Annotated in this window: 21 protein-coding genes and 2 pseudogenes; 6 read left to right on the top strand and 17 right to left on the bottom strand. The window is 58.5% G+C overall.

The window, feature by feature from the left end; genetic code table 11:
• Window positions 1-73: 73 nt before the first annotated feature.
• The 3 genes and pseudogenes from NATOC_RS20755 to NATOC_RS21545 form a co-directional block, all read left to right on the top strand.
• Window positions 74-1,354: an amidohydrolase gene (locus tag NATOC_RS20755; RefSeq protein ID WP_015323460.1), complete on the top strand. Its 1,281-nt coding sequence runs from the start codon at window positions 74-76 to the stop codon at window positions 1,352-1,354.
• Between the two features lie 124 nt (window positions 1,355-1,478).
• Window positions 1,479-1,769 carry a MarR family transcriptional regulator gene (locus NATOC_RS20750; protein WP_015323459.1) on the top strand — a complete coding sequence of 97 codons (291 nt, stop codon included), beginning with the start codon at window positions 1,479-1,481 and terminating at the stop codon, window positions 1,767-1,769.
• Window positions 1,770-1,838: 69 nt separating this feature from the next.
• Window positions 1,839-1,991, top strand: a pseudogene (locus tag NATOC_RS21545) (fructose-bisphosphate aldolase); the annotation flags it as partial.
• A gap of 631 nt (window positions 1,992-2,622) precedes the next feature.
• On the opposite strand, the gene NATOC_RS20745 reads toward NATOC_RS21545, so the two are convergent.
• The 11 genes and pseudogenes from NATOC_RS20745 to NATOC_RS21540 form a co-directional block, all read right to left on the bottom strand.
• The gene (locus NATOC_RS20745; protein WP_015323458.1) at window positions 2,623-3,888 is read right to left on the bottom strand and encodes an amidohydrolase; all 1,266 of its coding nucleotides are present in this window, start codon (window positions 3,886-3,888) and stop codon (window positions 2,623-2,625) included.
• Window positions 3,889-4,202: 314 nt separating this feature from the next.
• Window positions 4,203-4,946: a hypothetical protein gene (locus NATOC_RS20740; protein WP_015323457.1), complete on the bottom strand. Its 744-nt coding sequence runs from the start codon at window positions 4,944-4,946 to the stop codon at window positions 4,203-4,205.
• A gap of 2 nt (window positions 4,947-4,948) precedes the next feature.
• Window positions 4,949-5,659 (bottom strand): DUF5058 family protein, encoded by a 711-nt coding sequence (locus NATOC_RS20735; protein WP_015323456.1) that lies wholly within the window; start codon window positions 5,657-5,659, stop codon window positions 4,949-4,951.
• A gap of 403 nt (window positions 5,660-6,062) precedes the next feature.
• Window positions 6,063-7,481: a dihydrolipoyl dehydrogenase gene (lpdA, locus tag NATOC_RS20730; protein WP_015323455.1), complete on the bottom strand. Its 1,419-nt coding sequence runs from the start codon at window positions 7,479-7,481 to the stop codon at window positions 6,063-6,065.
• Between the two features lie 148 nt (window positions 7,482-7,629).
• On the bottom strand, window positions 7,630-9,063 hold the full coding sequence (gene gcvPB / locus NATOC_RS20725) for an aminomethyl-transferring glycine dehydrogenase subunit GcvPB (protein WP_015323454.1): 1,434 nt from the start codon (window positions 9,061-9,063) through the stop codon (window positions 7,630-7,632).
• Window positions 9,063-10,433 (bottom strand): aminomethyl-transferring glycine dehydrogenase subunit GcvPA, encoded by a 1,371-nt coding sequence (gene gcvPA / locus NATOC_RS20720; protein WP_015323453.1) that lies wholly within the window; start codon window positions 10,431-10,433, stop codon window positions 9,063-9,065. The genes gcvPB and gcvPA overlap by 1 nt, the downstream gene beginning before the upstream one ends.
• A 2-nt stretch (window positions 10,434-10,435) precedes the next feature.
• Window positions 10,436-10,810: a glycine cleavage system protein GcvH gene (gcvH, locus tag NATOC_RS20715; RefSeq protein WP_015323452.1), complete on the bottom strand. Its 375-nt coding sequence runs from the start codon at window positions 10,808-10,810 to the stop codon at window positions 10,436-10,438.
• A gap of 4 nt (window positions 10,811-10,814) precedes the next feature.
• Window positions 10,815-11,918 (bottom strand): glycine cleavage system aminomethyltransferase GcvT, encoded by a 1,104-nt coding sequence (gcvT, locus tag NATOC_RS20710; protein ID WP_015323451.1) that lies wholly within the window; start codon window positions 11,916-11,918, stop codon window positions 10,815-10,817.
• Window positions 11,919-11,977: 59 nt separating this feature from the next.
• Window positions 11,978-13,210 (bottom strand): threonine ammonia-lyase, encoded by a 1,233-nt coding sequence (gene ilvA, locus NATOC_RS20705; RefSeq protein WP_015323450.1) that lies wholly within the window; start codon window positions 13,208-13,210, stop codon window positions 11,978-11,980.
• Window positions 13,211-13,700: 490 nt separating this feature from the next.
• A complete protein-coding gene (locus NATOC_RS20700) occupies window positions 13,701-14,465 on the bottom strand; it encodes an IclR family transcriptional regulator (RefSeq protein WP_015323449.1) in 765 nt (254 codons plus the stop codon).
• Between the two features lie 466 nt (window positions 14,466-14,931).
• Window positions 14,932-15,608 (bottom strand): annotated as a pseudogene (locus tag NATOC_RS21540) (IS6 family transposase).
• 361 nt (window positions 15,609-15,969) lie between these two features.
• On the opposite strand from NATOC_RS21540, the gene NATOC_RS20685 reads away from it, so the two are divergent.
• Together NATOC_RS20685 and NATOC_RS20680 are read left to right on the top strand one after the other, a co-directional pair.
• The gene (locus NATOC_RS20685; protein ID WP_015323448.1) at window positions 15,970-16,251 is read left to right on the top strand and encodes a hypothetical protein; all 282 of its coding nucleotides are present in this window, start codon (window positions 15,970-15,972) and stop codon (window positions 16,249-16,251) included.
• Window positions 16,252-17,180: 929 nt separating this feature from the next.
• The gene (locus NATOC_RS20680) at window positions 17,181-17,726 is read left to right on the top strand and encodes a PH domain-containing protein (RefSeq protein WP_015323447.1); all 546 of its coding nucleotides are present in this window, start codon (window positions 17,181-17,183) and stop codon (window positions 17,724-17,726) included.
• A gap of 338 nt (window positions 17,727-18,064) precedes the next feature.
• Here the strand turns inward: NATOC_RS20680 and NATOC_RS20675 are convergent, their stop codons facing one another.
• The 5 genes from NATOC_RS20675 to NATOC_RS20655 form a co-directional block, all read right to left on the bottom strand.
• Window positions 18,065-19,054 (bottom strand): hypothetical protein, encoded by a 990-nt coding sequence (locus tag NATOC_RS20675; protein WP_015323446.1) that lies wholly within the window; start codon window positions 19,052-19,054, stop codon window positions 18,065-18,067.
• A gap of 79 nt (window positions 19,055-19,133) precedes the next feature.
• Window positions 19,134-19,472 carry a hypothetical protein gene (locus tag NATOC_RS20670; protein WP_015323445.1) on the bottom strand — a complete coding sequence of 113 codons (339 nt, stop codon included), beginning with the start codon at window positions 19,470-19,472 and terminating at the stop codon, window positions 19,134-19,136.
• Between the two features lie 164 nt (window positions 19,473-19,636).
• Window positions 19,637-20,134, bottom strand: a complete 498-nt coding sequence (locus NATOC_RS20665) for a DUF4870 domain-containing protein (RefSeq protein WP_015323444.1) — start codon at window positions 20,132-20,134, stop codon at window positions 19,637-19,639.
• A 323-nt stretch (window positions 20,135-20,457) separates the two neighbouring features.
• Window positions 20,458-21,516: an AI-2E family transporter gene (locus tag NATOC_RS20660; protein ID WP_015323443.1), complete on the bottom strand. Its 1,059-nt coding sequence runs from the start codon at window positions 21,514-21,516 to the stop codon at window positions 20,458-20,460.
• 78 nt (window positions 21,517-21,594) lie between these two features.
• A complete protein-coding gene (locus NATOC_RS20655; RefSeq protein ID WP_015323442.1) occupies window positions 21,595-22,227 on the bottom strand; it encodes a hypothetical protein in 633 nt (210 codons plus the stop codon).
• Window positions 22,228-22,354: 127 nt separating this feature from the next.
• On the opposite strand from NATOC_RS20655, the gene NATOC_RS20650 reads away from it, so the two are divergent.
• Window positions 22,355-22,921, top strand: a complete 567-nt coding sequence (locus tag NATOC_RS20650) for a DedA family protein (protein WP_015323441.1) — start codon at window positions 22,355-22,357, stop codon at window positions 22,919-22,921.
• Here NATOC_RS20650 and NATOC_RS20645 read toward each other — a convergent pair.
• The gene (locus tag NATOC_RS20645; protein WP_015323440.1) at window positions 22,910-24,214 is read right to left on the bottom strand and encodes a hypothetical protein; all 1,305 of its coding nucleotides are present in this window, start codon (window positions 24,212-24,214) and stop codon (window positions 22,910-22,912) included. The two genes, NATOC_RS20650 and NATOC_RS20645, sit on opposite strands and share 12 nt — an antisense overlap.
• Window positions 24,215-24,263 lie beyond the last annotated feature (49 nt).

Here is a 24,263-nt window from a genome sequence, read left to right as displayed (position 1 = left end):
CGAAACAGACACGACAAACAGCGACAGTCACAGAAGCGAATGGTTAATGAGATCGATCCGTGATACGTGAAACATGGCCACTCAGAACGTAGACAGTCGACTCATCCGGCTGCGACGAGACCTCCATAGGCATCCCGAGCCGTGCTGGGGCGAGTTCTACACTACCGCACGCATCGTCGACGAACTCGAGGAGATCGGCGTCGACGAACTTTACGTCGGACGGGAGATCCACACGGACAAGCGGCTTCGACCGCCGGAACAGGACGAACTCGAGCGGGCCCGCGAGCGGGCTCTCGAGGCCGGTGTCGACACGGACCGGCTCGAACCGCTCGAGGACGGGTACACCGGCGCGATGGCGGTGCTCGAGCAGGGCGACGGACCGACGATCGGACTCCGCGTCGATATCGACGCACTGCCACAGGAAGAAGCAGACGATTCCGACCACCAGCCCGCCGCCGAAGGATTCAGATCGCAACACGAAGGACTGATGCACGCCTGCGGTCATGACGCCCACGCCTCGATCGGTGTCGGCGTACTTGAGGCGATTCGGAACAGCGACTTCGAGGGAACGCTGAAAGTCATCTTCCAACCAGGTGAGGAAAAGGGCGCCGGCGCGGCGTCGATCGTCGGGAGCGGCCATCTCGAAAACGTAGACGCCCTGCTCGCCGTCCACGTTGGACTCGATCAGGAACTTGGGACCGTGATCCCTGGAATCGACTCCTTCCTCGCGATAAACGGGTTCACCGCCGAGTTCACCGGAGCACCCGCCCACGCCGGAAACAATCCGCACGACGGAAATAACGCTCTCCACGCGATGGCGACCGCCATCGAGAACCTCTACGGCATTCCGCGCCACGCTGACGGGGCATCTCGCGTCAACGCGGGTCGCGCGGAGGGTGGAACCGTCATGAACACGATCCCGGAGTCGGCCTCCATCACGGGAGAGGTCCGCGGCGAGACGACGGAGATCAGAGAGTACATGGAAGCGCGCGTCGAAGACGTCCTGCGGGGCGCTGCGACGGTACATGGCTGTGCGGTCGATGTGAACTTCATGGACGGCGCACCGAGCGCCGAGTGCGACGAGGAACTGGTCGAGACCGTCACTGACGTCGCGATCCGGCAAGGGGCGACTATCCTCAAAGACAGCGACGGTGCCCTCGGTGGAAGTGAGGACGCGACGCGCCTAATGCAAAAAGTCCAGCGGGAAGGCGGCACCGCGACCTACATTGGCATCGGCGGGGGGAACGAACACGGCCATCACACGGCACGTTTCGATATCGACGAAGACGCGATATTCACGGCAGTCGACGTGCTCACCGAGGCCATCTGCTCGACCGAGATGTCGCTGTCGTAAGCGTTCGTATGTCCCGTCGCGTCTTGAGGGACCGAGCGGTGCCGTCGATCGATCCGAGGTAATGAGTAGTCATAATTTCTACCATAGAAAGAATTATTACTATGAATTCCACTAAGAGTACGTGATGGGCGCTACAGAGCAATCGGAGCCGAGCACACAGCCGTCAGAGTCCGAGGACGATTTCCGCGGAACGTGGGAGGACGTCCGCGACCTCCCGCCGAGCGCCAAACTCGTCGTCAAGGTTCTCGAGTACAACGGCGCGATGAGCCAGCAACAGATCGCCGATACAACGTTGCTCCCGGCACGAACCGTCCGGTACGCGCTCGGACGTCTCGACGAACGAAACGTGATCAAGACCCAGCTCTCGTTCACCGACGCTCGAAAGCACTTTTACGTCCTCGATATAGACAACTAGGGTCCAGAGAACGCGGATGAATTCGAACAGCGCGAACGATTTACGATACCGACACACCAGGAGATCGGAGTGACCACGACAGGGATCAACGCACGACTCGACCGAATCGGAACGGACGGACAGTACGCCATTGTCCTCGTGGAGCACGGCATCACGCTCGGTACCGTGAACGGACTTAGGGAGATTGAATCAACCGTTGACGACGTCACCCGAGGTGGTTCCCACAATGGAGGTGTCAACTGACGCTACCAGAGGCGAACTTTAGACGATAGGACGGAATCAACATTCTGAGCAAGCGGCACAACTTACCCAACGGAGCGGGAGAGTTGTGTCATAGACACCGCAGCCCTCCCGCTTCAACTCCTTTGATTTAGCGACCTATTCCGGCACCGTTCAACACAGCTCTTCATACTGCAAGACGGCGTCCAATTCTCTACACGTCTCACGAAGTACAGTGGAGAGAACGCCTGAGAACAGGATTAGATAACCTCGCAACGGAGCCTTCTTTTTCCAGTCGCGATCAACCCCACTCATTCATTTATCCTGTCATACTATTCTGACAGTGGTCGACTCAAGGTGAAATTACGACGTACGTCTGTTGTTTACGTTTTCCGTTTACCCAGTTCAGCAAATAGTCATAAATTACAATAGTATGAATGTAATGAGTGGGGGCGAATACTAACATACTACGTTAGAGGTGTAGTCTGGGTTCGACTAACCGCGATTATTGGTCCCGTGACTGCTAAATGTAAACACACTCCGTAAACAAACGATGGGTGAAAGCGGAGCTCAAACCGGGCAGTACCAACCTCAGAGATATCAGAGTATGAGCTCTCAGACTCTACAGTGATGCTCAGGCGAGCAAATCGAGTGCTGTCTGTGAGAGGACGGAGACGCCGATGGGAAGACAGTCTTCGTCAATGTCGAACGTCGGCGTATGATGTCCACTTGGATTACTCGCACCGAGACCGACGTACGTGGCTTTTCCGCCGTTTTCAGCAACTGTCTTCATGAGGTAGGTAGCGTCTTCACTCGCTCCGAGCGTGTCTCTGCGGACGGGCGACGTAACCCCATCAATCCTTTCTGCGGTTTCGTATACCGAATCTACCATTTCTCTATCGCAGTCTTGTCGTATCGACTCACCGATAACTGTGACATCTACGTCACAGCCGTGCATCGCTGCAGCGTGTTCTAACCGGTCGTACACTGATTCTTTCATGTATTCCATCAACTGCGTCGATTCGCCCCTGACCTCCGCCTTTGCGGTCACCAGATCTGCAATCACGTTAGCTGCGTTCTCCGTGTGTATCTCCCCGAGGTTCACTCGAGTATCACCGTCTTGGTGGCGAGGAATAGCGTAGATGTCGCTTGCCGCAGTGACGAAGGCTTGGATTGCGTTCTGGCCGTCCTCCGGAGCGGCTCCAGCATGTGCAGACTCTCCCTCGATGGAGATGTCGAAGCGGGAGAGAGCGAGTGCGCCATCCATACCGGCGATGACCTCTCCAGTCTCCTTCTCGAGTCCAACGTGGACTCCCAGTAAGTAATCTACATCGTTCAGGTGAGAGGTGCTTGCCATCGCTTTCCCACCCCCAAGAAGCTCCTCAGAGGGTTGGAAAAAGACTTTGAACGTCCCGTTGAACTCTCGAGCCGACAGCGTTTCGAGAACGCCCAAGCCGAGTGTGATATGTGCGTCATGACCGCAGGCGTGCATGAACCCTTCGTTCGTCGAACGAAACCCCTCAGCAGTCGGTGTGTGATCCGTGGCGGACGATTCGGTAATAGGGAGCGCATCGATGTCGACACGAAGCGCCACACACGGACCTTCTCCGTTCTCTATGACTGCGACGGCGCCGGTTTTTCCACCGGCGATCTTGTCGAGAACGTCGGGGCGCTCGATCTGTTTTCGGGCCTGCTCTAGCCAGTCGGACAACTCCTGATCGTCAGGTACGCCGAGTCGTTCCGTAGTGTTGACCGCCTCGGATCCGATATGAAGTTCGTCCACACCGATCCGTTCGATCTCGTCGACGATCTTTGCCGTCGTCCAGAATTCACGCCAGCCCGGTTCCGGGTTTTGATGAAACTCCCGTCGCAATTCCACCAGATCGGTCTTATCTGCCATGGTATAACATGGGAACACTGCGCATTTATTGATTGCCTATTCTATACCATCTCTAAACTGGGAAATTAAATCGATGACGTGAGACGGTATCCGACAGGTGGAGCGGGCCGGCACCTCGGGTCGTACAGAGGAGGAAATCGTCCGTGATTGAGCGGAACGACGTCTTCCGAGATGGCTATGCCGCATCGTGATGGTGACGGTGTCGTTGGCACCGTTCGATCCGCTCTGCGAGAGCGGCGAAATCGAAGGGCTCGCCGGATGACGAGACGCCTCCGGCGTCTCGTTTCAACTGACCCCTGAACGGGTCACGGGCGTTACGTATCCGCTTCGACCAACCCGTTTTCCCACATGAGCTTTGCAACGTAAATCGTGCCAAACACCGAGACGACGATTACCGCATAGAGGGGAACTCCGGGGAGGAAAGCGAGGAATCCGAACTCCATTAGTAGCGTCATGATCAGCGCAATGCAGAATCCAACAGCGGCTATCTTCGGATAGTCCCGTCCGAACTGGGCGAAGATCGCCCCGAAGACCGCCGGCACTAGATAGGACTCGAGAGCGTTTCGAACGAACTCGGGCAACGCTTCAAACACGGGAACGAGCGCGAAGACGCCGACAGTCAGTATCGTAACGTTGACGAAAATCGAGCCGGCGATAGCGATGGTCGAAATAATGCTCCCCTGTGGGGTCCCGGGTTCGACGTCGGCGCTTTCCTGCGCCGCGGCAGCACACGGGAGACGCAGATTCGAGATGTTTCCTGACAGGAACGCCATGTACGTTCCTGGAATACCAAGCACCGGGTAGTAGGAGATGGGTTCGATAAACCAAATCATCCCGAAAGTGATTGCGACGGAGAGGAACCCACCGACTATCGCGCCCGCTGGCGGTACGATCTCGAAGACAGCAAGCAGCGTCAACGCTGGTCCGAACGATAGAGCGATCGCGAGGAGACTCGTTATCCTTCCCCACTTGTTGATGTACGGTATGAAGTTGGATTCGTACACGCTTTCTTCCGAACTGGATAGCGTACTCTCTCCCGAACTGGACGGTGACGACATGGTTACCACCCACCTCCAGCGACCGTATGAATTCCCATCCCGACGAGAAGACCGACGGCCATCGCAATACCTAACGCCCACTCTCGTATCCATTGAATCTCTTTTTCATCGGCTATCGCCAGGAGCGAACTCATGACCAATCCGCCCATTGCTACGGACGCTGTTTCAGGAGCTCCGGCTGTGATCTCTCCGGACACGAAGTACGCGAACGCTCCAAGCATTGCGCCAGCGGTAACGATCGGGAGAAGCGTGTCTCTCCCGCCGACAACCTTCTGTCTCGCTTTTTCCATGTGTGGGGTTCCGAGCGCTGCCACGAGCAACCAACCGATGCCACCGAGCGTCATCGTCCATACTGCAGTTGCGAACGCAGTCTCGGTGATACCTTCGTCCCCAAATCCGTACCCCAACTGGGAAACACCAAGCTCCGCGGCGGGCAGTTCGAACGCAAGGGATCCGATGACAGTGAGTCGCATCCAGGCGACGGGTCCACCGACGGTCGCGATGAGTGCCAACATCGCCGCAAGTACGGCTATTGCAGGACCGATGGCAGAAATAACGCCTGTTTTCAATCCCGTCGTGAGCTGTTCGTCGGATAATCCCATCTCTTTTCCATTCTTCCACGACCGACGCAGGAACAGTCCTGCTTGTATCAACACCATCATAACGACTGGCACCACTGAGATCCAGAGCCAGGGACTGTTCGCGACGTCCATATAGGCCGGCGCAACGGCTGTACTCGGACAATACATCTTGGTAGTCGTTATCTTACACTGTGTGATTATAAAACCACTGGTATAGTGAGTTGATAACACAGACAAATTGAAAATTCCTCCAGAAGCACGAATATGAGTGTCTGAATAGTTGGCCAAATGTGGATCTGGGTGGTGAATAGTCTTTCCAGACAGTTCTTGAGGTCGCTGGGGTGCGTCAACTAACAACCGAAACTGCTTGCACAAAGCCGGCTCACTCCAGTTTCTCGTTCGCTCTTCTACAGGCCTCGCTTCCACCGTTGATTTCGACCCGCGCCTCGATCGGTGCATACACGGTCAGCGACTACCATGTGGAGGACTGAGAATACGAACGCGAAAACAGTCGCGGCGGCTGAAGGAACCGTGACTACCGATTGAGAGTGTGAATTGCCTGTCCTGCTGCGTTCGCGGCTGCCTCTCGAACCGTTTCTGAGAGCGTCGGATGTGCGTGGACCGTCTCGATCATGGCATCCAATGACATTTCGGATTCGATAACGAGGCCCAACTCGGCAATGAGTTCCGAAGCTTCTGGGGCGACGATCTGGGCACCTACTACGTTGCCTGTTTCGGCAGCAATGACCCTGACGAACCCACTGGCTTCGTCCATCGTGAGTGCGCGACCGCTCCCGCGTAGGTGCATTTCGCCGACGATCGGATCGAAACCTGCTTTTGCAGCTTCCGCTTCCGTCATCCCCACTGTGGCGATCTCAGGATCGGTGAACACGACGGCAGGGATGGCCTGTGGATCGACTGTCGCTGATCCGCCCGCGATGTACTCCGCGGCGATTTCTCCCTCGTACATTCCCTTGTGTGCGAGCATCGGCTCGCCCGCAACGTCGCCGACGGCGAAGATATGCTCTCGGTTGGTTCGAGCATAGTCGTCAGTCGGAACGAATCCATCTTCGTCGGTCTCGACTCCGGCAGCCTCCAACGAAACCGTTTCCGTAACTGGTTTGCGCCCGACTGCGACGAGTGCTTTCTCCGCTGTGAACTCCGAGACCCCTCCATCTTCGGATGTGGTCGTAACGGTAATGCCGTCAGTGGTACGTTCCCAGCTGTCTGCGGCCGCTTCGAAATGGAACTCGATTCCCAATTCTGTAGCTCGTTGTTTGACGACGCGAGTAACGTCCGCGCCGTAGCCGGGTAACGCCTCGTCGAGCATCTCTATGACGGTAACGTTTGCTCCTGCCTTTGCGAACACCGTTGCTAGCTCCATCCCGATGTAGCCAGCACCGACTACGATCAGCCGGTCCGGTATCGACTCCATCGCCAGGGCGTCTCGTGAAGAGAGGATCTGTTCTCCGTCGAACTCGAAGCCGGGAAGCTCGACCGGCTGACTCCCCGTCGCAACGATCGCGTGTTCGAACTCGAGCCGGTTCGTGTCGTCCTCTCTACTGTTGGTGATTCGGACCGTATTTTCACCAGTAAACTCCGCGGCGCCTTCGACGAGCGTAACCCCGTTCCCCTTACAGAGTTTCTCTACACCGGACGTGAGCTGCTCGACGACCTGGTCTTTCCAGGCCACTAACTCGGACATTTCGATGGTCAGCTCCGCGTGAATTCCCATGTGGCTTGCCTCCCTGGTGCGGTGTGCAAGGTCCGTCGCGGAAATAAGCGCCTTCGAGGGGATACAGCCGTGGTTGAGACAGGTCCCCCCGTAGGCGTCTTTCTCGACGAGCGTGACATCGAGGCCGAGCTGTGCCGCGCGGATCGCGGCGACGTAGCCGCCTGGTCCGGCACCGATGACTAGTACGTCCGTACTGGTAGGTGGATCACGAGCACTCATATCGTGGTAAGTGCACCCGAAGAGGTTGATGTTTACGGTTGGGGATAGTCTTCCGTCCGTGACCGGTTACCCGCCGTCGCTCGTCAGGAGATTATCGTCGGAGATCCTGTGTTCTACGGCTGAGGGGTATCAGAAAACAGCGCCGTCCCTATTCGTCGCTGGACAACGCATGCCAGGAAAGCTGTGGACTTCGGGCAGCGCTTGTCTGGTCGATATAGCGAGCGCTGGTCTTCTCCGGTGCAGCCGCGATGGTCGCTTCCTCTTCACTGGCCACGGCGTTGAACGCGGCAGCTAACTGATCGAGCGTCGTTTTGCTCTCCGCTTCAGTTGGTTCTGTCATGAGCGCTTCGGAGACGATCTCGGGCCACTTCGTCGTCGGCGGATGGACGCCGTAATCGAGCATCCGCTTTGCGAAGTCTGCCGCGTCTAGTTCGCCCGCACTCGCGACGAACTCGTGATGGAACGGCCCGAACGGAATCTCGAGATCGATCTGCGAAGCGAGATAGTTCGCGTTGAGGACCGCTTTTGCGCTCGTATCTTTCAGTCCTTCGTCACCCAACCGGCAGATATACGCATGCGCCTTGATCAGAACTAACCAGTTACCCATCGCACCGTGAACCTTTCCTACCGAGTGCGCAGGTTCGATTAGCTCGTACTCCCCGTCTTTCTCTTCGATTTGCGGGGTCGGAAGGAACGACTCCAGTTCCGCTGTCACTCCGATCGGACCGGCTCCCGGACCGCCACCGCCGTGGGGCGTCGCGAATGTTTTGTGGACGTTGTAGTGCATGATGTCGAACCCCATATCCCCAGGTCGGGCACGGCCGAGAAGCGCATTCAGGTTGGCCCCATCGTAGTACAACAGTCCGCCCGCGTCGTGGACGAGATCTGCTATCTCTTCGATATCGCGTTCGAAGAGACCGAGCGTATTCGGGTTCGTCAGCATGAGTGCAGCCGTCTCTTCACCGACGGCGGATCTCAGCGCATCCAGATCGACGCGACCGTCCTCGTCACCCGGTAGCTCGACCACGTCGTAACCGGCCATCGCGGCGCTGGCGAAGTTCGTGCCGTGGGCGCTTGCAGGGACGATAACTTCCGATCGCTGCTCGCCTTCACCGTTCCGTTCGTGGTACGCTTTGGCTACCAGGATCCCCGTAAATTCACCCGCAGCTCCGGCTGGTGGTTGCAGCGTTACTGCGTCCATTCCGCCGATTCGGCCGAGGTACTCCTGTAGTTCGTGATAGAGCTGCAGTGTCCCCTGCACGGACTCTTCGGCTCGATCGGGGTGTACCGCAGCTTCGGACCGGGCTGCGACGTCCTCGGTGAACCTGGGGTTGTACTTCATCGTGCACGATCCCAGCGGATACGGGCCGCTGTCGATCCCGTAGTTCATCTGCGAGAGTCGCGTATAGTGGCGAGCGACCTCCGGCTCGGAAAGGGACGGCAACTCTAGCGTCTCTCTGGTAAGATCGTCGGGTAGTCCCTCGTATTCGACGTCGATCGCGGTCTGGTCTTTCTCGGAGAGAAGCGGCTCGTACCCGTCCGTGTTCGTGTCGTTCCAGACGGCCTGATCGTGTTGTTGCATTAGTCTAACACCTTCGTAATTGCTGTAACGAGTTCTTCCGTCTGTCGTTCGTTTATATCAGTCACACAGATCTGGATCGTATCGGCATCAACAGCATGGACGGCAACGCCTTCCGCGTACAGGTTCGAAACGAGATCCTCTGCATCCGGCTCGACGGAGACTCTGAACTCTCGGAAATGGTGTCCATCGTGGACGGGCGCCGAGATACCATCGATTTCGTTCAGCTCTTTTGCGAGCGCTTCCGGAAGCTGGTGACATTTTTTCGCAAGATCAACGAGACCGTCCGGTCCCAGAAGCGAAGCATGGATCGCTGCCCGGAGCGCGACCCAAGCCTGGTTCGTACAGATATTCGAGGTTGCTCGCTCGCGCCGAATGTGCTGTTCTCGCGTCTGAAGCGTCAGCGTGTACGCACGGTGATCGCTCTCGTCTCGACTGGCACCGACGAGACGACCGGGAACTTGTCGAAGGAACTTCTCTCTGCACGCAAAGAGGCCTAACCCTGTACCGTACGCCGATCCCAGTCCGAGGACGCTTGCGTCGCCGACGACGACGTCGGCGCCGATCGATGCGGGGGGCTGTAGCAACGAGAGCGCGATCGGATCGGAACCGAGACAGAACAGTACATCGTCGTCAGCAAGCAGCGTGCCGATCTCTTCGAGCTGCTCTTGTATGAGCCCCGTGGTCGTCGGGTTCTCTACATAGACCAGCGCAACGTCGTCGTCGAGTACACCACTGAGGGCGTCGGGGTCAACGACACCGTTGGTGGTCGAGTACTCGTCGATGACAAGGGAGGACCCACTGGCGTAGTTCTCGAGAACGGCCCGGCGTTCGTCCCGGAGGATATCGGGTACAAGCACGCGGTTACCGCTAACGCTCCGAACACGCTGAGAGAGCGTTGCCGCCTCTCCGAGTGCGGTTGCAGCGTCGTACATCGAGCAGTTTGCGATCTCGAGACCGGTCAGCTCGACGAGCAGTGACTGATACTCGAACAGCGCCTGCAGGAACCCCTGTGTGACCTCGGGTTGATACTGAGTGTAGGACGTGAGAAACTCCGACCGATCGGCCAGGTGGTCGACTAACGACGGGACGTAGTGATCGTAATGGCCACGGCCCAGAAACTCGATAGCTGAGTCGTTCTGACCCAGTACTTTCGTCACTCGCTGTACGACTTCTTGCTCCGACGCGGCTTCGATACCGAACTCGGCGTCGAACCGAACCGAAGCCGGTATATCGAACAGGTCTTCTATCGACTCCGCGCCGATAGCCTGCAGCATCGCCTCGACGTCGGCTTCCGTGTGCGGTGCGAAGGGGCTGCCAGTCGACCCCGTCGGAGTCGTTTTCGTCTGTTGTAGCTGATCGTGGTAGCTCATCGTTAGATCATCTCTTCGTACTCGGCCGCATCGAGTAGATGTTCGAGGTCTCCCTCCGGTTCTAATTCGACCAGCCATCCGTCCCCGTACGGATCCTCGTTGATGAGTTCGGGACTGTCGATGACGTCCTCGTTGATGGCGGTGACCGTTCCGGCGACAGGGACGTATATATCGGAAACCGCTTTGATGCTTTCGAGGACGCCGAGCTCTTCACCCTGGTCGAGCGTTTCGCCTTCGGGGGGGAGATCGACGAAGACGATGTCTCCGAGCTCGTCCTGTGCGAAGTCGCTGATGCCGACTCGTACTGTATCCGTTTGGTTGGCTGCCCATTCGTGTGATTCGGCGTACCGTCGTTCGGCTGGTATTTCGAATTCCATAGTATTAGGCGTCCGTCTCGAGTGTCTCCAGGAAACGCTGGTTGACGATCGTCGCATCCACAGTTCGATTTCGAATCTCGATCCCGAGCTGCGTTCCTTCCTCCGTGAACTTCGAGTCGACGTATCCGAGTGCCAATGGGGTATCGAACGTCGGACTCATCGTTCCGCTGGTTACGTGTCCGATTTCGTCGCCGTCGTTCAGTATCGAGTACCCCTGCCGTGCAATAGCCCGGTCCTCGATCCGGAGTCCAACGATTCGCTCGTCGACGCCGTTCGCGTCGAGTTCCTGGAGCGCGCCTTTCCCGACGAACGATGACTTCTCGAAGTCGACGACGAACCCTAATCGGGCTTCGAGCGGCGTTCGGGGTTCTTGATCCGGATCGAAGTCCTGTCCCGACAGGAGCAGCCCCGCTTCGAGCCGGAGCGTGTCCCGGGCACCGAGACCACACGGCTGGATCCCATCGAAAGCAGTCCAGACGGTTTCCGAGCTAGTTGCCGGAAAGAGGATCTCGTACCCGTCTTCACCCGTGTAGCCGGTTCTGGCGACCAGACAGGAGACGTCGGCTATTTCCGTCCGTCGTGCGGTAAACGGAGAGAGGTCTTCGACAGAGTCTGCGACAGTAGATTCTACCGCTTCGACCGCGTCTGGACCCTGAACTGCGATCATTCCCGTCTCTTCGGTTTGATCTTCGACCGTTACCTCGAGATCGAGCGTCGATGCCCAGTCCTCGCATCGGGTTGTCATCTGTTCGCCGTGACCAGCGTTCGGAACGAAGAGATACCCCTCCTGATCCGGGTAGCGATAGATAACGACGTCGTCCAGTATCACACCGTCCTCGTCGAGAATACACGAGTACTGTGCGTCACCGGGTGCCAGCTCATCGACGTCGTTCGTCGTAAGCTGGTTCAGGAGCGCAGTGGCGTCCGGTCCACGGACGACGACTTCGCTCATATGACTGATGTCGAAGCGTCCGACCTGTTCTCGCACCGCGGTGTGCTCAGTACGTATCGAATCGAACGTTACGGGCATCTCCCAACCGCCGAAGTCGGTGAAATCCGCTCCGGTGTTTCGATGGGTCTGATACAGTGATGGCTTGTGCGACGTCACACTTGGTACAGTGAGAGACAGATCATATAAATCCTCCGTATCAGACGGTCGACACAGTGCTAATTGATTCGGGTGACGGAGTAACCGGCGTTGCGAATCGTTTCCAGAATCCGATCCGTTTGTTCGGTTCCACTCGTCTCGATGCGAAAGTACAGATACGCTTCGCCGACGTCCAGGTTTTCGACGGAGCGTTCATGTCGAACGTTTCGAACGTTTGCGCCGTGGTCGGCGACGATCTCTGAGATCTGTTCGAGACGCCCTGGCTCATCGACGATATGCACTCTGAATCGTACCAGCTGTCCTCGGGCCGTTAGTCCGTGGGTGAGGATCGTCTGGAGATCGGTCATACTCAGATTGCCCCCCGACAACACCGGAACGACAGTTTCACCGTCGACGGTTAGTTGATCGCTGCGGAGGGCTGCAATCGTCGTTGCGCCTGCTCCCTCGACCATCTGTTTCGTGCGTTCGAGGGTAAACAGTAAGCTTTCGGCGATCTCGGTGTCTGAGACGGTGATGACTTTGTCGACGTAGGTCTCGATGCAGTCGTATGTGAGCTGTGAGAGTCCGCCGGTCGCGATTCCGTCCGCAATGGTCTGGACGTTCTCGCTCTCCTGTGGTCGCCCTTTCTGAAGACTTTTCGGGAGCGTTGCTGCACCACTGGCCTGAACACCAACGATCCGTGTTTCAGGTGCTCGTTCGCCGATGACAGTCGCAATGCCACTGAGTAGTCCGCCACCGCCAACTGGGACGATTACTGTATCGACATCGGGAACCTGTTCCAGAATTTCGAACCCAAGTGTTCCCTGCCCGGCTACGATATCCGGATCGTCATATGCGTGGACGAAAACGGTTTCTTCTCCGGCTAGCGATTCTGCGTGTTTCATCGCTGCCTGGAAATCGTGTCCGTGTAACTCGACGTCGGCACCGTACTCTGCCGTCGCGTCGATCTTGGCCTGTGGTGCGTTTCGTGGCATGACGATGGTCGAATCTAGCCCGATCTTCGTTGCAGCAAGCGCAACCCCTTGCGCATGATTGCCAGCGCTCGCTGCAATCGCTCGTGATATTTCGGACTCCGACCCTATCTGGACGAGCTTGTTGTACGCTCCGCGTGTCTTGAAGGAACCGGTGCGTTGCAGGTGCTCCATTTTGAGCCGCACCTCCGCTCCCGTTTCCTCGTGAAGCGATCGACTCGTTTCGATCGGCGTCTGTTGAACGACGGCGTCGTCCAGTCGCTCTCGCGCCCGCTCGATATCGGAAATTGACACACTCGTGGTTTGTTCATCACGGGTCATTTGCGGTGTCTTCGTCCACTACCCATCACCGGGGCGTAATAACGTTAGTGCAAGAACGGAGATATTTTGACGAACACTGCTGTCGAACTCTTCGCATATTGGGGAACGATCTACTTCGGGACGGGAGTACCGGGACGTCTCTCTTCGGCACAGGACTACGCGGTCGCGAGAACCGCGACAGATGCATTGGTACGGTTAGACGCCGGTTTAAAACACTACTCAATCAGAACGTCGTTGTTCACTGATCAACGTCTACAACCCGCCCGTCACTCGAATTAGCCCGTCTCTCAGTTGAGTTTCCAAACTGGGGAAGATTTCTACGCCAGCCGATAGAAATAAGAGGTCCATTTCGGGGAACCGACATCATGCGATCGCGTCTCCCAATCAACCTTTTTGAGTCCCCGTTCGATTTCCAATCGATCTACCCTATTCATTACAACCATACTTGTGTAATTTCCGCGGTCTTCGGACCGTCGTGCGATCGATTCGCTCAATTCGGTTCGTACGACGCTAATTCCTGTTCCAGATCAGAAACCATCGGCTGGAGAAGATTAACCAATTCCTCGTCACCAGGTAGACGGTAGGGAGGGCCTGAGACGTCTAGCGATCCAAACACGGTTCCATCAGGGTTCTTGACGGCGATCGCTACAGCACGTAGTCCCTCTAGGGCTTCCTGATCGTTCACTGCGTATCCTTGCGATCGAACCGTCTCGATCTCCTCAAACAACCGGCTCCGTTCCGTAATCGTGTTCGGTGTCTCCTGTGGGAGCCCCCATTTATTTATTATCTCATCGATACGCTCGTCCGAGAATTCAGCCAGCATTGCTTTTCCACTGGCGGAGTTGTGCATATAGAATTGGTGACCGACCTGGAACCCCTCTACTGAAGGGTTGCTGACCTCGTCGAAGAGAATGATACTCCGACCGTTCTCCTCCACGGCAAAGCTCACCTCCTCGCCTATCGTATTGGCTAACTCGAGAGCGCTTTCTCTTGCGAGTTCGTACCGGCTATCTCGCCGCCGCGCCTCTTCCCCAAGATGGAAAAGTTTCAGTCCGAGCTCGTATCGGTCATCCACTTTTGTAACATACCCATAATCGGTTAACGTTTTGAGATGGGTATACACCGTACTCGTTGATAGGCCGACTTCGTCAGAGATTTCCGTCAATCGGCCTCCATCTAACTCTTCTATAGCATCAACCACTCGAAGCGATGTAGCCGTGGTTTTTCTTCTATCTCCGTGTCCGTTCGGTTCCATACTATGTTTTGTGACGATACCCTACTTAAAACCAGTACCCCTCCCGAAGACAGTCTCGCTGGGCTCGCCTGACTCGCTGGTTCGAACAGTCTCTGACAGTCTCCCAGCGGTGTTTGGGTTGCCTTCTCGAATAGTAATTAGACTGTGGGGTATGTAGAACCATCTATAATACTATGGTTCTGTCCGAGATCCGATCACTATCTCTCCGTCTCGAAGCTTAGAACTGTAAGCATTGCTTGAACAGGCTCTGTACCGATAGAAAGTGCGCTAATAGATATATACTTCTTCCAGTTTACCATTCTTCTCGACGAGCTGAACCACGATCAATGCACGGCTCTGTTGTTTCTTACCAATTGAATATAGATGATATTATACGTTCAGCTCTACCGAGTGTCCTACCTCGATCTATACAACTCTAACCTACATAGTATTTCTACAAATGATACTATGCCGAGAACGGCACTGTCTAGTTCTGCACCTCCTCGACCGGCGTCTTTCCATCGAGAGCTTGGTTCGGTCTCTGATGGTTGTAGTAGTGCATGAATTGCTCAAACCATTCGCGTGCGCTCGCCCGACTGCCCACCCACGAGTTGTGAAAGCGGTCGATGCGCATTTTGAGGGTGTGAAACCACTTTTCGATGAGGTTTCGCTCGGTATAGTTGACCCGACCGCTCAACCCTAATCGAGCAAGGGCAGTCCGATAGCCGAATTGATCCACGAGAAATACGGTATCGGAGAGATCGTATTTCCCGTCGAGTCGATGCAGAAACGCAGCTGGTGGATCGGTGCCATGTCGACCGAACAACGCGACATCGAGAATCAGCTTCGTTTCGATATCTAGTGCAGCGTACAACCAAGACTGCTCACCATTTATCTCGACAGCGGTCTCGTCAACCGCGACCCGCTTCGGCTGCGCCTCAGGCGGGTCGCACCCGCTGTCAGCCAGCCGATGTACCCAGTTCCAGACCGCTCCGTGAGAGCGCCCAACGCCTAATTCAGCAAGAATCGTAGTTATTCCCGAAGCGAACAATCGGTTTCGTGGAGCCGGACAGCGAACGCCCTGACGGGTGTCGCCGTCCGCTCGCTCTCCCAAGATTCTTCGAAATCCGTGTCGTCGCTCTCGCTGAGCAGGTCTGCGAGCATTTGATCCAACGAACCCAACGACCTGCTCACTTCTCAATCTGGCTCAACTAGACAGTGCCCCGAGAACTGAGTTCTTGGTCGTAGTTCACCGCGATTTTGATACGTCTAGGCGAAACGTACGAACCCGCTGGAGCGTTCTTGCAACCGCGCGAAAGTCGGTCCACGTCACTGTTCTGGTAGTACCAGTCAAAGACGTATGAGTACGAACTGATTGGCTAATTTAGTCGTAACCATCCGATATCTAATTCGAGCGGAGTACGTCTAATCCATATTGATCATCCGAACTATCGGCGCTCCTTATTACCCCGTTCAATCGTACCTGAACTGCATTATGATAGATCGAACTCTCACACGTCGCCGGATGGTATCGCTCGTCGGCGTCGGTACGGCCGTGGGACTGGCAGGTTGTGGAGAGCTTGGAGGGGGTGGATCCGGAGAGACTGGCGAGGGAGAGACGGCCGATGACGAGGACGTGGGGGAAGACGACGAGGAGAACGGCGCGGACGATCTCGACCAGGCGGAAGACGACGGCGACGATACCGAAGCCGGTGATGAAGACAGCATCGGTGATACCGAAACCGATGATGCGGAAATTCAGGAGGTCGATGGATTTGGTCGTGACGCTGGCGAGGACGATACATAGCTGGCGTTTTGGACCGCACCGGGGTCCAACTCGTACGCTGAACAGGTGCAATACCACGGCCTCTGGGCCGTGGATACGTGGCGTCACTCGGTACTACGTTCTACCGACGCCGGCAGGACCAGATATTCGACCGCCCTCGATCCAGACTTTCACAAGAGAAACGAGTAGAAGTGGTTGTACAGGCGTTCTGAACGTTGGGAGTCCACCGTACCCACCGAGCGAAAATCCGCAGCCTCTCACGGAGTTGCTCGACCGACGCGGGTGGAGTGCCAGCAAACTCTGGAACGTTATCAGACTACGTCTGATAGCCCGCGAGACGTAGTCTCACGACGTTGCCAACTGTCACTCCTGGCAAACTGGGAGTAAGATCCCTGACCACTGACCGAGAGTATGAGTGGAGCTTTCGGTTCAGACTTCGACGACTGGTATCTGGTCGCCTGACACGGCGGGTGGTTCGCGTCCTACTACACCAGTCCGTTTCCGTCACCAGTGTGGGGACGTGTCCTTGCTCCCGATTCGGGGTTGCCTGACTGTCTGCCCGTCCACGATGCGGACGGTAACGGTTCGGGGGTCTCTCGGGACACTTCATGCACATGCCCCCCAGTGATATCCGATTCAGTATGAAGATCGTGGTATTCCGACCGTCCGCATATGATGGTCGTGGGAACGCGGAGAGACCGTGTCCCTGACAGCGGGTGAGCTTCGGGTGGCGTGCTTTCGTGGCTCTCGCCCTCTCCGGAGTGGATCGAGACACCAACACTCAGGGTGTTGGGGCTCCAATCGACGAGGTGAACGATGCTCACTACAGTTCAAGAACACCGCCTCGAGGACGAGCCGTCAGGGTGTGTCGACGGAGTCCCGACGGACGGGGACAGCAGTCCTCGATCCGTGGTCGGACGCGGTGGGGGAGCCGCCAGCGGGGGGTACCGATGACGAACGCACGATCCTCGTACGACGAACTCGCGACCGCCGACTGGCTGCACCTCACCGAAGGTGAACGGGTCCGCTGGGCGGGGCGGCCGTCGTGGCTAACGATCTTGGTCTCGGTCGCGGCCGGTGTGGGCGTCGCGCTCGTCGGGATCGTGTTGACTGTCTGGCTGCTGGGAACGACCGTCCCGACCTGGATCGCGTATCTCCCCTTGCTGTTGGTTCTGCTCGGAGCCGGACAGGTGGGAGTGGCGTATCTGAACTGGATTCGGCTCCTGTACGTCATCACTGACGAGGAGATCTACGTCAAGCACGGGTTGATCTCGCGGGACGTTACGCAGATCCGTCTCGACAGGGTCCAGAACACCGCGTACAAACAGTCCGCGATCGAGCGGCTGTTCTCCTTCGGCGACGTGAGAGTCTACACTGCTGGCACCTCGACCGAGGACGTCACCTTCAGCAGCGTTCCGAATCCGGAGGAGGTCAAACGGACGCTCACGCAACTGCTGAGCGAGAACCGCACGCCACAGTCGAGCGGTGGCGTCTGAGACGGTCGGTCGGTGGGTCGTGGATGGTCCTGAACTGACGGACTATCGGTCGGGCCGAAAGAGCGCGCAGTTCGGACACCAGACGGAGTTATCCGCGCGAGCGATCTTCCGTCCGCCGCAGTCGGGACATCGGTCGTCGGCGTAGCGAGCCATGTAGTAGGAACGACAGCACTAGTTCATATGCTTTCTGTCGGTTTCCCGGTACGAACCGGCCGTTTTCTTGTCGGAGCCGACGACGATCGTACCGACCATCCGCGATTGGCGGCGAGATGTTCATCGGAAACGCGGTGTCGCTTTCGGCCTCGGTCGTCGATTCTGCACACGTTCGACGCGCGCCGTTACGTCGGCTCCTCGGCAGGGAGCTCGCCGTCGGACGGCTCCTCGGTCGGATACTCGTCGGTTGCTGCGGCGTCCGCTTTTGCCGTCAGTTCCCGGAACTTTTTCGAGCGTCGTTCGATGAGTTCTGCAGTTCGGCTGTCGGGCGTCAGCTCGCGAGACTCGATCAGGAACGTCGTGATCACGACGGTCTTGACCCAGGGCTTGAGCACGCCGAGGTAGACGGTCAGTCCGATCGCGGCGACGCCGACCCAGCCGAGGAGTTCGAACGTCGGCGAGAGATTGCCGAAGACGGCCGCCAGCGGCGCCAGTGCGAGCAGCAGGACGAACGCAACCGCGTACATTCCGAGGACGATCAGTAGCGTCGATCCAAGGACGGATCTCCAGCACTTCGCGTCGAGGACGACGCCGTCCCGGGCCGCTCGCCAGTTGTCTTCCTCCTCGGCGATGAAGACGTAGGCGATGATCGCCTCGTCGATGTACGACGCCGCGAGCCCGATCGTCTTCCGGAGGACGGTGAGGATGTTCTTCAGCGTCGGGACGAAGCTCGCGAGGTTCGACAGCGAGACGGCCCTGTTGTTGAACTGCCGGATCGCCGCCGTCACCAGCTGATCGACGACGAACAGGGCGTTGGCTTCCGCGAAGTGGGAGCGGACCTGTCCGGTGCCGAAGGCGAGCTGGTTCGACGGCGTCTCGCCAGTGTCGACGATGTGGGCGATGACGGCGATGTGGCCGGCTGCGACTATGTAGAGGACGTACCGACGGGCGAATCGCATCGCGACGAGAAAGAGCAGGGTCGCGACGAGCAGACCGATCGCTCCGATCGGTCCGGAGACGGTTCCGGCGTCGAGGAGCGTCAGCACCAGCCAGCCGACGATCCCGAAGTAGACGACGGTCGCGAGCCCGAACAGCAGGCCGACGACGACCCGCAACGCGACGAACGGGAGCGTTCTGAGGAAGACGCCCGTCGCCTTCAGAAAGTACAGGACCATCGCTACGCACCCCACCGGACCGGTGGCAACGGCTCCGGCAACCCCCTCGTTTGGTCCCGTGGCGCCGACGCGTCGCGTTTCAACATACTATCACCTCGCCGTCGGAGTCGTGGGCCACGGCGTCGTTCATGAGGGACGAGGGATCGAGCTGAAGCGACCCGAACGTTCCTTGCCCGAGTTCGGACTCGATCTCGTCGATCGTCGTGTGCCCGACGGACGCCTCCACCTCGCCGATCAGTTCGTTCTCCGGCGGGAAACCTCTCCGTCCCTCACGTGTCCGTCGATTGAACTGCCCTCCTTTCTGTCTTGTTGTCGTTATCGTCTTCTCGATTCGGTTCGTTATCATCGGTGCGTCGTACTTGAGCAGTTCTCTCTCGAGAAGTTGCTCGCCACTCTCGCCGTAGTCCGCGACGAACACCGGACGGGTCTCTCGACGTCGATCCCCGTTCGATCTCGGAACTCGTCGCCTACCCGGTCGCTGGCTTCATTTCTCGCCCTGTTCGTAACGTCCTCGGTGCCGAGGCAGCCGCTCAGTAGGGTGAGTCCAGCGGCCGCTACGAACGAGCGCCGGCATACCCCCCATCAGACGTACCGCTCCGCGATCTCTCCTGCCACGGGGAGCGTGTATCGCTGTCCGGTAAGGGCCTTGTACGTGAGAAGCGCCCAGAGGACGAACCCCAGCGGGACGAGCAACAGGAACGTCAGCATCGAGATCGCCACCGAGAGCATCCAGCCGACAAACGGCAGGAACTCCAGGACGAATCCCAGCATGAACACGCCGATCGCGACGGCGAAAAATCCGCCGAAGACGACGAGGCTCTGGGCCGCGTGGAACCGCACGAACTCGTTTCGCTCCTCGATGAGGTAGAACAGCAGTGCGAGAAACGGCGCGAAGAGGTATGTGAGCGCGCCCGCGGTGTTCTCGCTGAGCCCGCCGACGACGGCGTCCTCGCCGGCGTGTGCCGTCCGTTCCGGATCGGCGACGGCTGATTCCGCTCCGGAGGGATCGGTCTCCGTTGCGGTCGTGTTCGAGTGATCGGTTCCCAGCTCCCCGTCGATGTCTGTGTTGTCAGTTGACATTTCATTTCCCTCTCCCCCGGACCGTCTCTGATCGACGAGCGTGTGGGGAAGACGTTCACGCTGCGTTACTCTCTTGCGTTTCCCAACTGAGAAGCGTTATCACATAATACGACGTGTCACCTCCGTCTCGGATACCGTCGCGAGCGACCGCGAGCCGTTTTCGTCCGACACATGAAGGTATCCAATTCTTCCCCGTCACGTCCTCGGATCGGTCGTCGTGGGGCCTCCGTACTGGTCGGAAATCGTGCCCGAGAACGGCTGTTCGACGGTGGCTCTCTCCACCCGACCGTTCGAACGACGAGTCGGTCTCCGGCCGGGATCCGTCACGGTGGCGCGGTACCGAGAGCGTGCGTTTCGCTGAAGACCTCCAGCACGGCCTTGAGCATCGCGAGGAGGACCGGACCGAGTATCAACCCCAGGAAACCGAAGAGATAGAGCCCGCCGATCACCCCGACGAGGACGGTCCCCGGATGCACGCCGGACCCGATATCGACCAGGAAGGCTCGCAGGTAGTTATCGACGATCGAGAGAACGGTAACGCCGTACGCCAACAGGAGCAGCGCACCGACGGGGTCGCCGATGAGGAGGAGATAGCCGACGATCGGCATCCAGACCAGCCAGATTCCGATCGCGGGCAGGAAGGAGACGACGACCATCACGACCGACCAGAACGCGACGTTCGAAACGCCGACGAGGTAGAGTCCGATTCCGCCGAGTATCCCCTCTGCGAGCGCGACGAGGACGTGACTGATCAGTACGGCCCACGTGACGCCCTCGATCTCGGCGACCAGTTCCGTTCGTGTCTCGTCCTCGATCGGTGCGACCGTACCGATCCAGCCGACTAACCGCCGGCCGTCGATGAGGAAGTAGTACAGCAGAAAGACCAGCACCAGCAGTCCCAGACCGACGCGAAAGCTCGTATCGATCAGTCCGATCAGCTCCTGGAGAACGAACTCGGCGCCTCGCTCGAGGAGCCCTTCGACCTCGGTGTTCAGGAACTGCTCTCCTTCGGCGACGATCGCGTCGTCGAGCCCCAGCTCGCGGGCTGTCTCCTGAATCGTTTCGGTGATCGCTATGTCGTCGACCTCCTCGAGGAAGGAGAGAACTGTCCGAAGAACGATGATGGAGACGATGAGTAGCGGCAGGACGGCGGCAACGACGCCGAAGAAGGTTACGAGACCCGCCGATATCCGCGGCGAAATCGTGAGCGACCGTCCCCGAATCGTGACCGTTCGAGCGGCGAGGCGGTCGTGAACCGGAAACAGGACGAACGCAAGCAGCGCGGCGGCGATGATATACTGTAGTAGCGGGAGCAAAAGCAGGGTGCTGATACCACCGAGAAGCGCGACGAGAAACAGCATAAACACGACGCGGAGATCCATACCTCCCCATTCCGAATCGGTCTATTTAGCAGTTGATACTTCGTCGAGTGATCGGGACGGGACCAAAGTATCGGGCCGCTAGCTTCCCGTTGTGCTCGTTTCGGAGTCGAGATCCTCCAGGTAGCGTTTCGGTACGTACGGCCGGATGGCCGTCGGTACTCGACGGGCGACGACGGTCGCGAGAGCTGCGAGGCGACGCCTGAGCGCGGTGTAAACTGCCGCGACGGCGACGGTACCGAGCACGAGCCACTGGAACACTCCCTCGAGCGTGTACAGAAGGGGGAGCGCGAGCGTTACCGATAGCCCCAGATCCGCCGGCGAGCCGTCGTATCGAACCAGGCGGCGTGGCGGAATCCAGGTCCGACGGTAGTGATCGTACACCGCTCGGTCGGACGTTCCTTCCCAGGGCCGAAGCTCGAGCCCGCTTCCGAGGACGTCGGTTACACAGTGGAGGGCGGCTGCAAGCAGGAAGACTGCCACGGCGACGGTCGCTCCCGTCGGGACGAGTACCGCGACACTCGTCACGAGGACGGCAAGGACGCTGTAGTACACCGGGAAGTGGAGGGTTTTGCGGTGCCCGGCATACATATCGAGGTCGGGAACGATCCCCCCGACCAGCCCCGCTCCGAGCGCCAGGGGGGCGAACTCCGGAGCGACGACGACCAACGGCAACGCGAGTGCCATGCCGCCGAGAGCGTGGGTCGGAAGCATCATCGTGTCCCTACTAAAGGGACAGAAAGGCTTCAATGTATCGGACACCCCGTTCGACCCGTCTCGACGGGAGTGCAGTACTGCCTCCAAACTCCTATGTAAGGGTGGTGAGAAGGGAGCGGATGGGATGGCTCTCGATACGACGTTGGTCGAGTTGGTGCTTACGATCGGCCCGCCGGTGCTCGTGCTGTTGTACTTCCTCGAGGGGCTCTGGATCGGGAAGCTCCTCCACCCGTCCGTCCTCCTGATTCTGTACATCGTCGTTACGGAGCCCGGACTGGTGGTGACGACCGTGGTTTCTGCCCTCTGTGTCGGTTCTGCGACGGCGGGACAGTGGGTGCTGTACGAGGGCTTCAGAGGTGAACACGAGGACGGAAGTCGGATCACTCGCGTCGTTCCATACGTCGATCGAATCCCGACCCTCGTCAGACGTCGTCTCGGTCGCAAGCGGATGTCGTTCATCAACCGCCAGTTCGACCGGTACGGCGGGAAGGCGATCTGTGTCTCGAACGCGACGCCCGGACTCCGAGGACTGATGACGGTCGTTGCCGGATTGAGCGGTTACTCGCAGCGCCGATTCGTCCTCCTCTCGGCGATCGGGAACGCGATCTACATGGTACTTCTCGTCGCGGTCGCGAACGGCCTTTTGGAGGCCGTTGGCTTTCTCCCGGAGTACGATATTCTAGGGCTCTGATTCGCCGACGTCGAATCGGTTCTCGAGCTGTTCCGCAAGGCTCTCGGAGATCTCCGTGAGGTACACCGTTCCCCACGTCGCAACGATGATCGCGCCGAGCGTGTTAAACAGCATGTCGACGATCGTGTCGTCGATCCCGTGTTGTGCCAGCACGGGATCGACGTTCAACCGGAGCGCGCCCTGATCGACGAAGAACTCGAGGATCTCCCAGACGACGCCCATCGAGAGTACGAAGACGACGGTAAACGCAAACAGCGCCCACCGCGGAAGGTGAATGTTCCGTCCGTGGAGATGGATCGCTCGAAGGGTGGCGTAGCCCGCAGCCGCGACGACCGTCGCCGACAGCGTATGCGTGAGGTTGTCCCAGCGGGCGATCGCGTCGTACAGTCCGGCGGTGCCGAGCGCGTGAAGAAAGACGGCGCTTGTCACCCACAGTGCGAGTCCGGGCTCGACCGCGATGTGGTAGTCCCGGTCCAGTATCACCGGGATGAACGTGATGACCAGCGCGAGTGCGGCGTTGGTCGCAACGGGAAGCTCGAGCGTCCAGACGCCGTAGGCGAGGACGCCAACGAGAACGAGCTGCATCAGCCGTACCAGCTGGAGCTGTCGTCGCTTTGCGATCCCCAACCGCTTGCTGAGTACGACGCCCTCGACGTCCTCGTCCTCGGTTCGGGGTGCTGAGGAGGCGGCCATTCGAGGCGAGGCGTGCGCGCTTCCGGTGCGGAAGTACCAGTAGAAGATCGCTCCCGCGAGGAGTCCGGCGATAGTCGCGTAGATGAACTCGATCATCACCGCCGCGTTGATCGCGTCCTGGGCCCGCCCGTCGAGCAAGAACTCCGTTCCGAACAGAACGTCCGCTGACCAGCGAACGATGTTCAACAGGCCGCTCATCGCGAGGGTAAAGAGCACGGTGAGGGTGATAGCGAACCACGGAACGAGGCGAAGCGACGTGAACCGGTGGAGCTCGACCGCTATCAGCAGTCCCAGCGTGGCGAGTGCGAGACTCGGGACGACGGCCGTCAGCAGCGGTCTCGGTGCGAACGTCTCCCAGAGGACGGGCAGACAGATCAGCCCGACGAAGTACCACGGCGGCATCAGCGTCGGATCGCGGAACTTGGCCGCCGGAGCCGCGATCACGGCGATCGCGACGCCACTGAACAACACCGATTCGTACCGACCGAGGAGGATCCCGCCGACGAAGCTCGCACCCAGGACGGCGAGGAGCAGCCACGAGAGGGCCGTATTTCGAGAGGACTCGACGAACAACGCCGTGAGCCTGTCGATCTCACTCATCGGTACCTGGATTCTGACGATCCCCGACACACAGCGCCTCGCAAACGAC

This window comes from Natronococcus occultus SP4 (genome assembly GCF_000328685.1).
GTDB classification, from domain to species: Archaea; Halobacteriota; Halobacteria; order Halobacteriales; family Natrialbaceae; genus Natronococcus; species Natronococcus occultus.
The sequence above is the reverse complement of the archived record's forward strand: the minus strand, read 5'-3'. Positions and strand labels throughout refer to the sequence as shown.

Excerpts from the sequence above, each read along its gene's own strand:
- NATOC_RS20685 (WP_015323448.1), top strand. The coding sequence starts at position 15,970 with ATGGTATCGCTCGTCGGCGTCGGTACGGCCGTGGGACTGGCAGGTTGT.
- NATOC_RS20745 (WP_015323458.1), bottom strand. The coding sequence starts at position 3,888 with ATGGCAGATAAGACCGATCTGGTGGAATTGCGACGGGAGTTTCATCAA.
- NATOC_RS20700 (WP_015323449.1), bottom strand. The coding sequence starts at position 14,465 with ATGGAACCGAACGGACACGGAGATAGAAGAAAAACCACGGCTACATCG.
- NATOC_RS20655 (WP_015323442.1), bottom strand. The coding sequence starts at position 22,227 with ATGCTTCCGACCCACGCTCTCGGCGGCATGGCACTCGCGTTGCCGTTG.
- NATOC_RS20740 (WP_015323457.1), bottom strand. The coding sequence starts at position 4,946 with ATGTCGTCACCGTCCAGTTCGGGAGAGAGTACGCTATCCAGTTCGGAA.
- lpdA (WP_015323455.1), bottom strand. The coding sequence starts at position 7,481 with ATGAGTGCTCGTGATCCACCTACCAGTACGGACGTACTAGTCATCGGT.
- NATOC_RS20645 (WP_015323440.1), bottom strand. The coding sequence starts at position 24,214 with ATGAGTGAGATCGACAGGCTCACGGCGTTGTTCGTCGAGTCCTCTCGA.
- NATOC_RS20735 (WP_015323456.1), bottom strand. The coding sequence starts at position 5,659 with ATGGACGTCGCGAACAGTCCCTGGCTCTGGATCTCAGTGGTGCCAGTC.
- NATOC_RS20665 (WP_015323444.1), bottom strand. The coding sequence starts at position 20,134 with ATGTCAACTGACAACACAGACATCGACGGGGAGCTGGGAACCGATCAC.
- ilvA (WP_015323450.1), bottom strand. The coding sequence starts at position 13,210 with ATGACCCGTGATGAACAAACCACGAGTGTGTCAATTTCCGATATCGAG.
- NATOC_RS20660 (WP_015323443.1), bottom strand. The coding sequence starts at position 21,516 with ATGGATCTCCGCGTCGTGTTTATGCTGTTTCTCGTCGCGCTTCTCGGT.
- NATOC_RS20680 (WP_015323447.1), top strand. The coding sequence starts at position 17,181 with ATGACGAACGCACGATCCTCGTACGACGAACTCGCGACCGCCGACTGG.
- NATOC_RS20675 (WP_015323446.1), bottom strand. The coding sequence starts at position 19,054 with ATGGTCCTGTACTTTCTGAAGGCGACGGGCGTCTTCCTCAGAACGCTC.
- NATOC_RS20750 (WP_015323459.1), top strand. The coding sequence starts at position 1,479 with ATGGGCGCTACAGAGCAATCGGAGCCGAGCACACAGCCGTCAGAGTCC.
- gcvH (WP_015323452.1), bottom strand. The coding sequence starts at position 10,810 with ATGGAATTCGAAATACCAGCCGAACGACGGTACGCCGAATCACACGAA.
- NATOC_RS20650 (WP_015323441.1), top strand. The coding sequence starts at position 22,355 with ATGGCTCTCGATACGACGTTGGTCGAGTTGGTGCTTACGATCGGCCCG.
- gcvPA (WP_015323453.1), bottom strand. The coding sequence starts at position 10,433 with ATGAGCTACCACGATCAGCTACAACAGACGAAAACGACTCCGACGGGG.
- NATOC_RS20755 (WP_015323460.1), top strand. The coding sequence starts at position 74 with ATGGCCACTCAGAACGTAGACAGTCGACTCATCCGGCTGCGACGAGAC.
- gcvPB (WP_015323454.1), bottom strand. The coding sequence starts at position 9,063 with ATGCAACAACACGATCAGGCCGTCTGGAACGACACGAACACGGACGGG.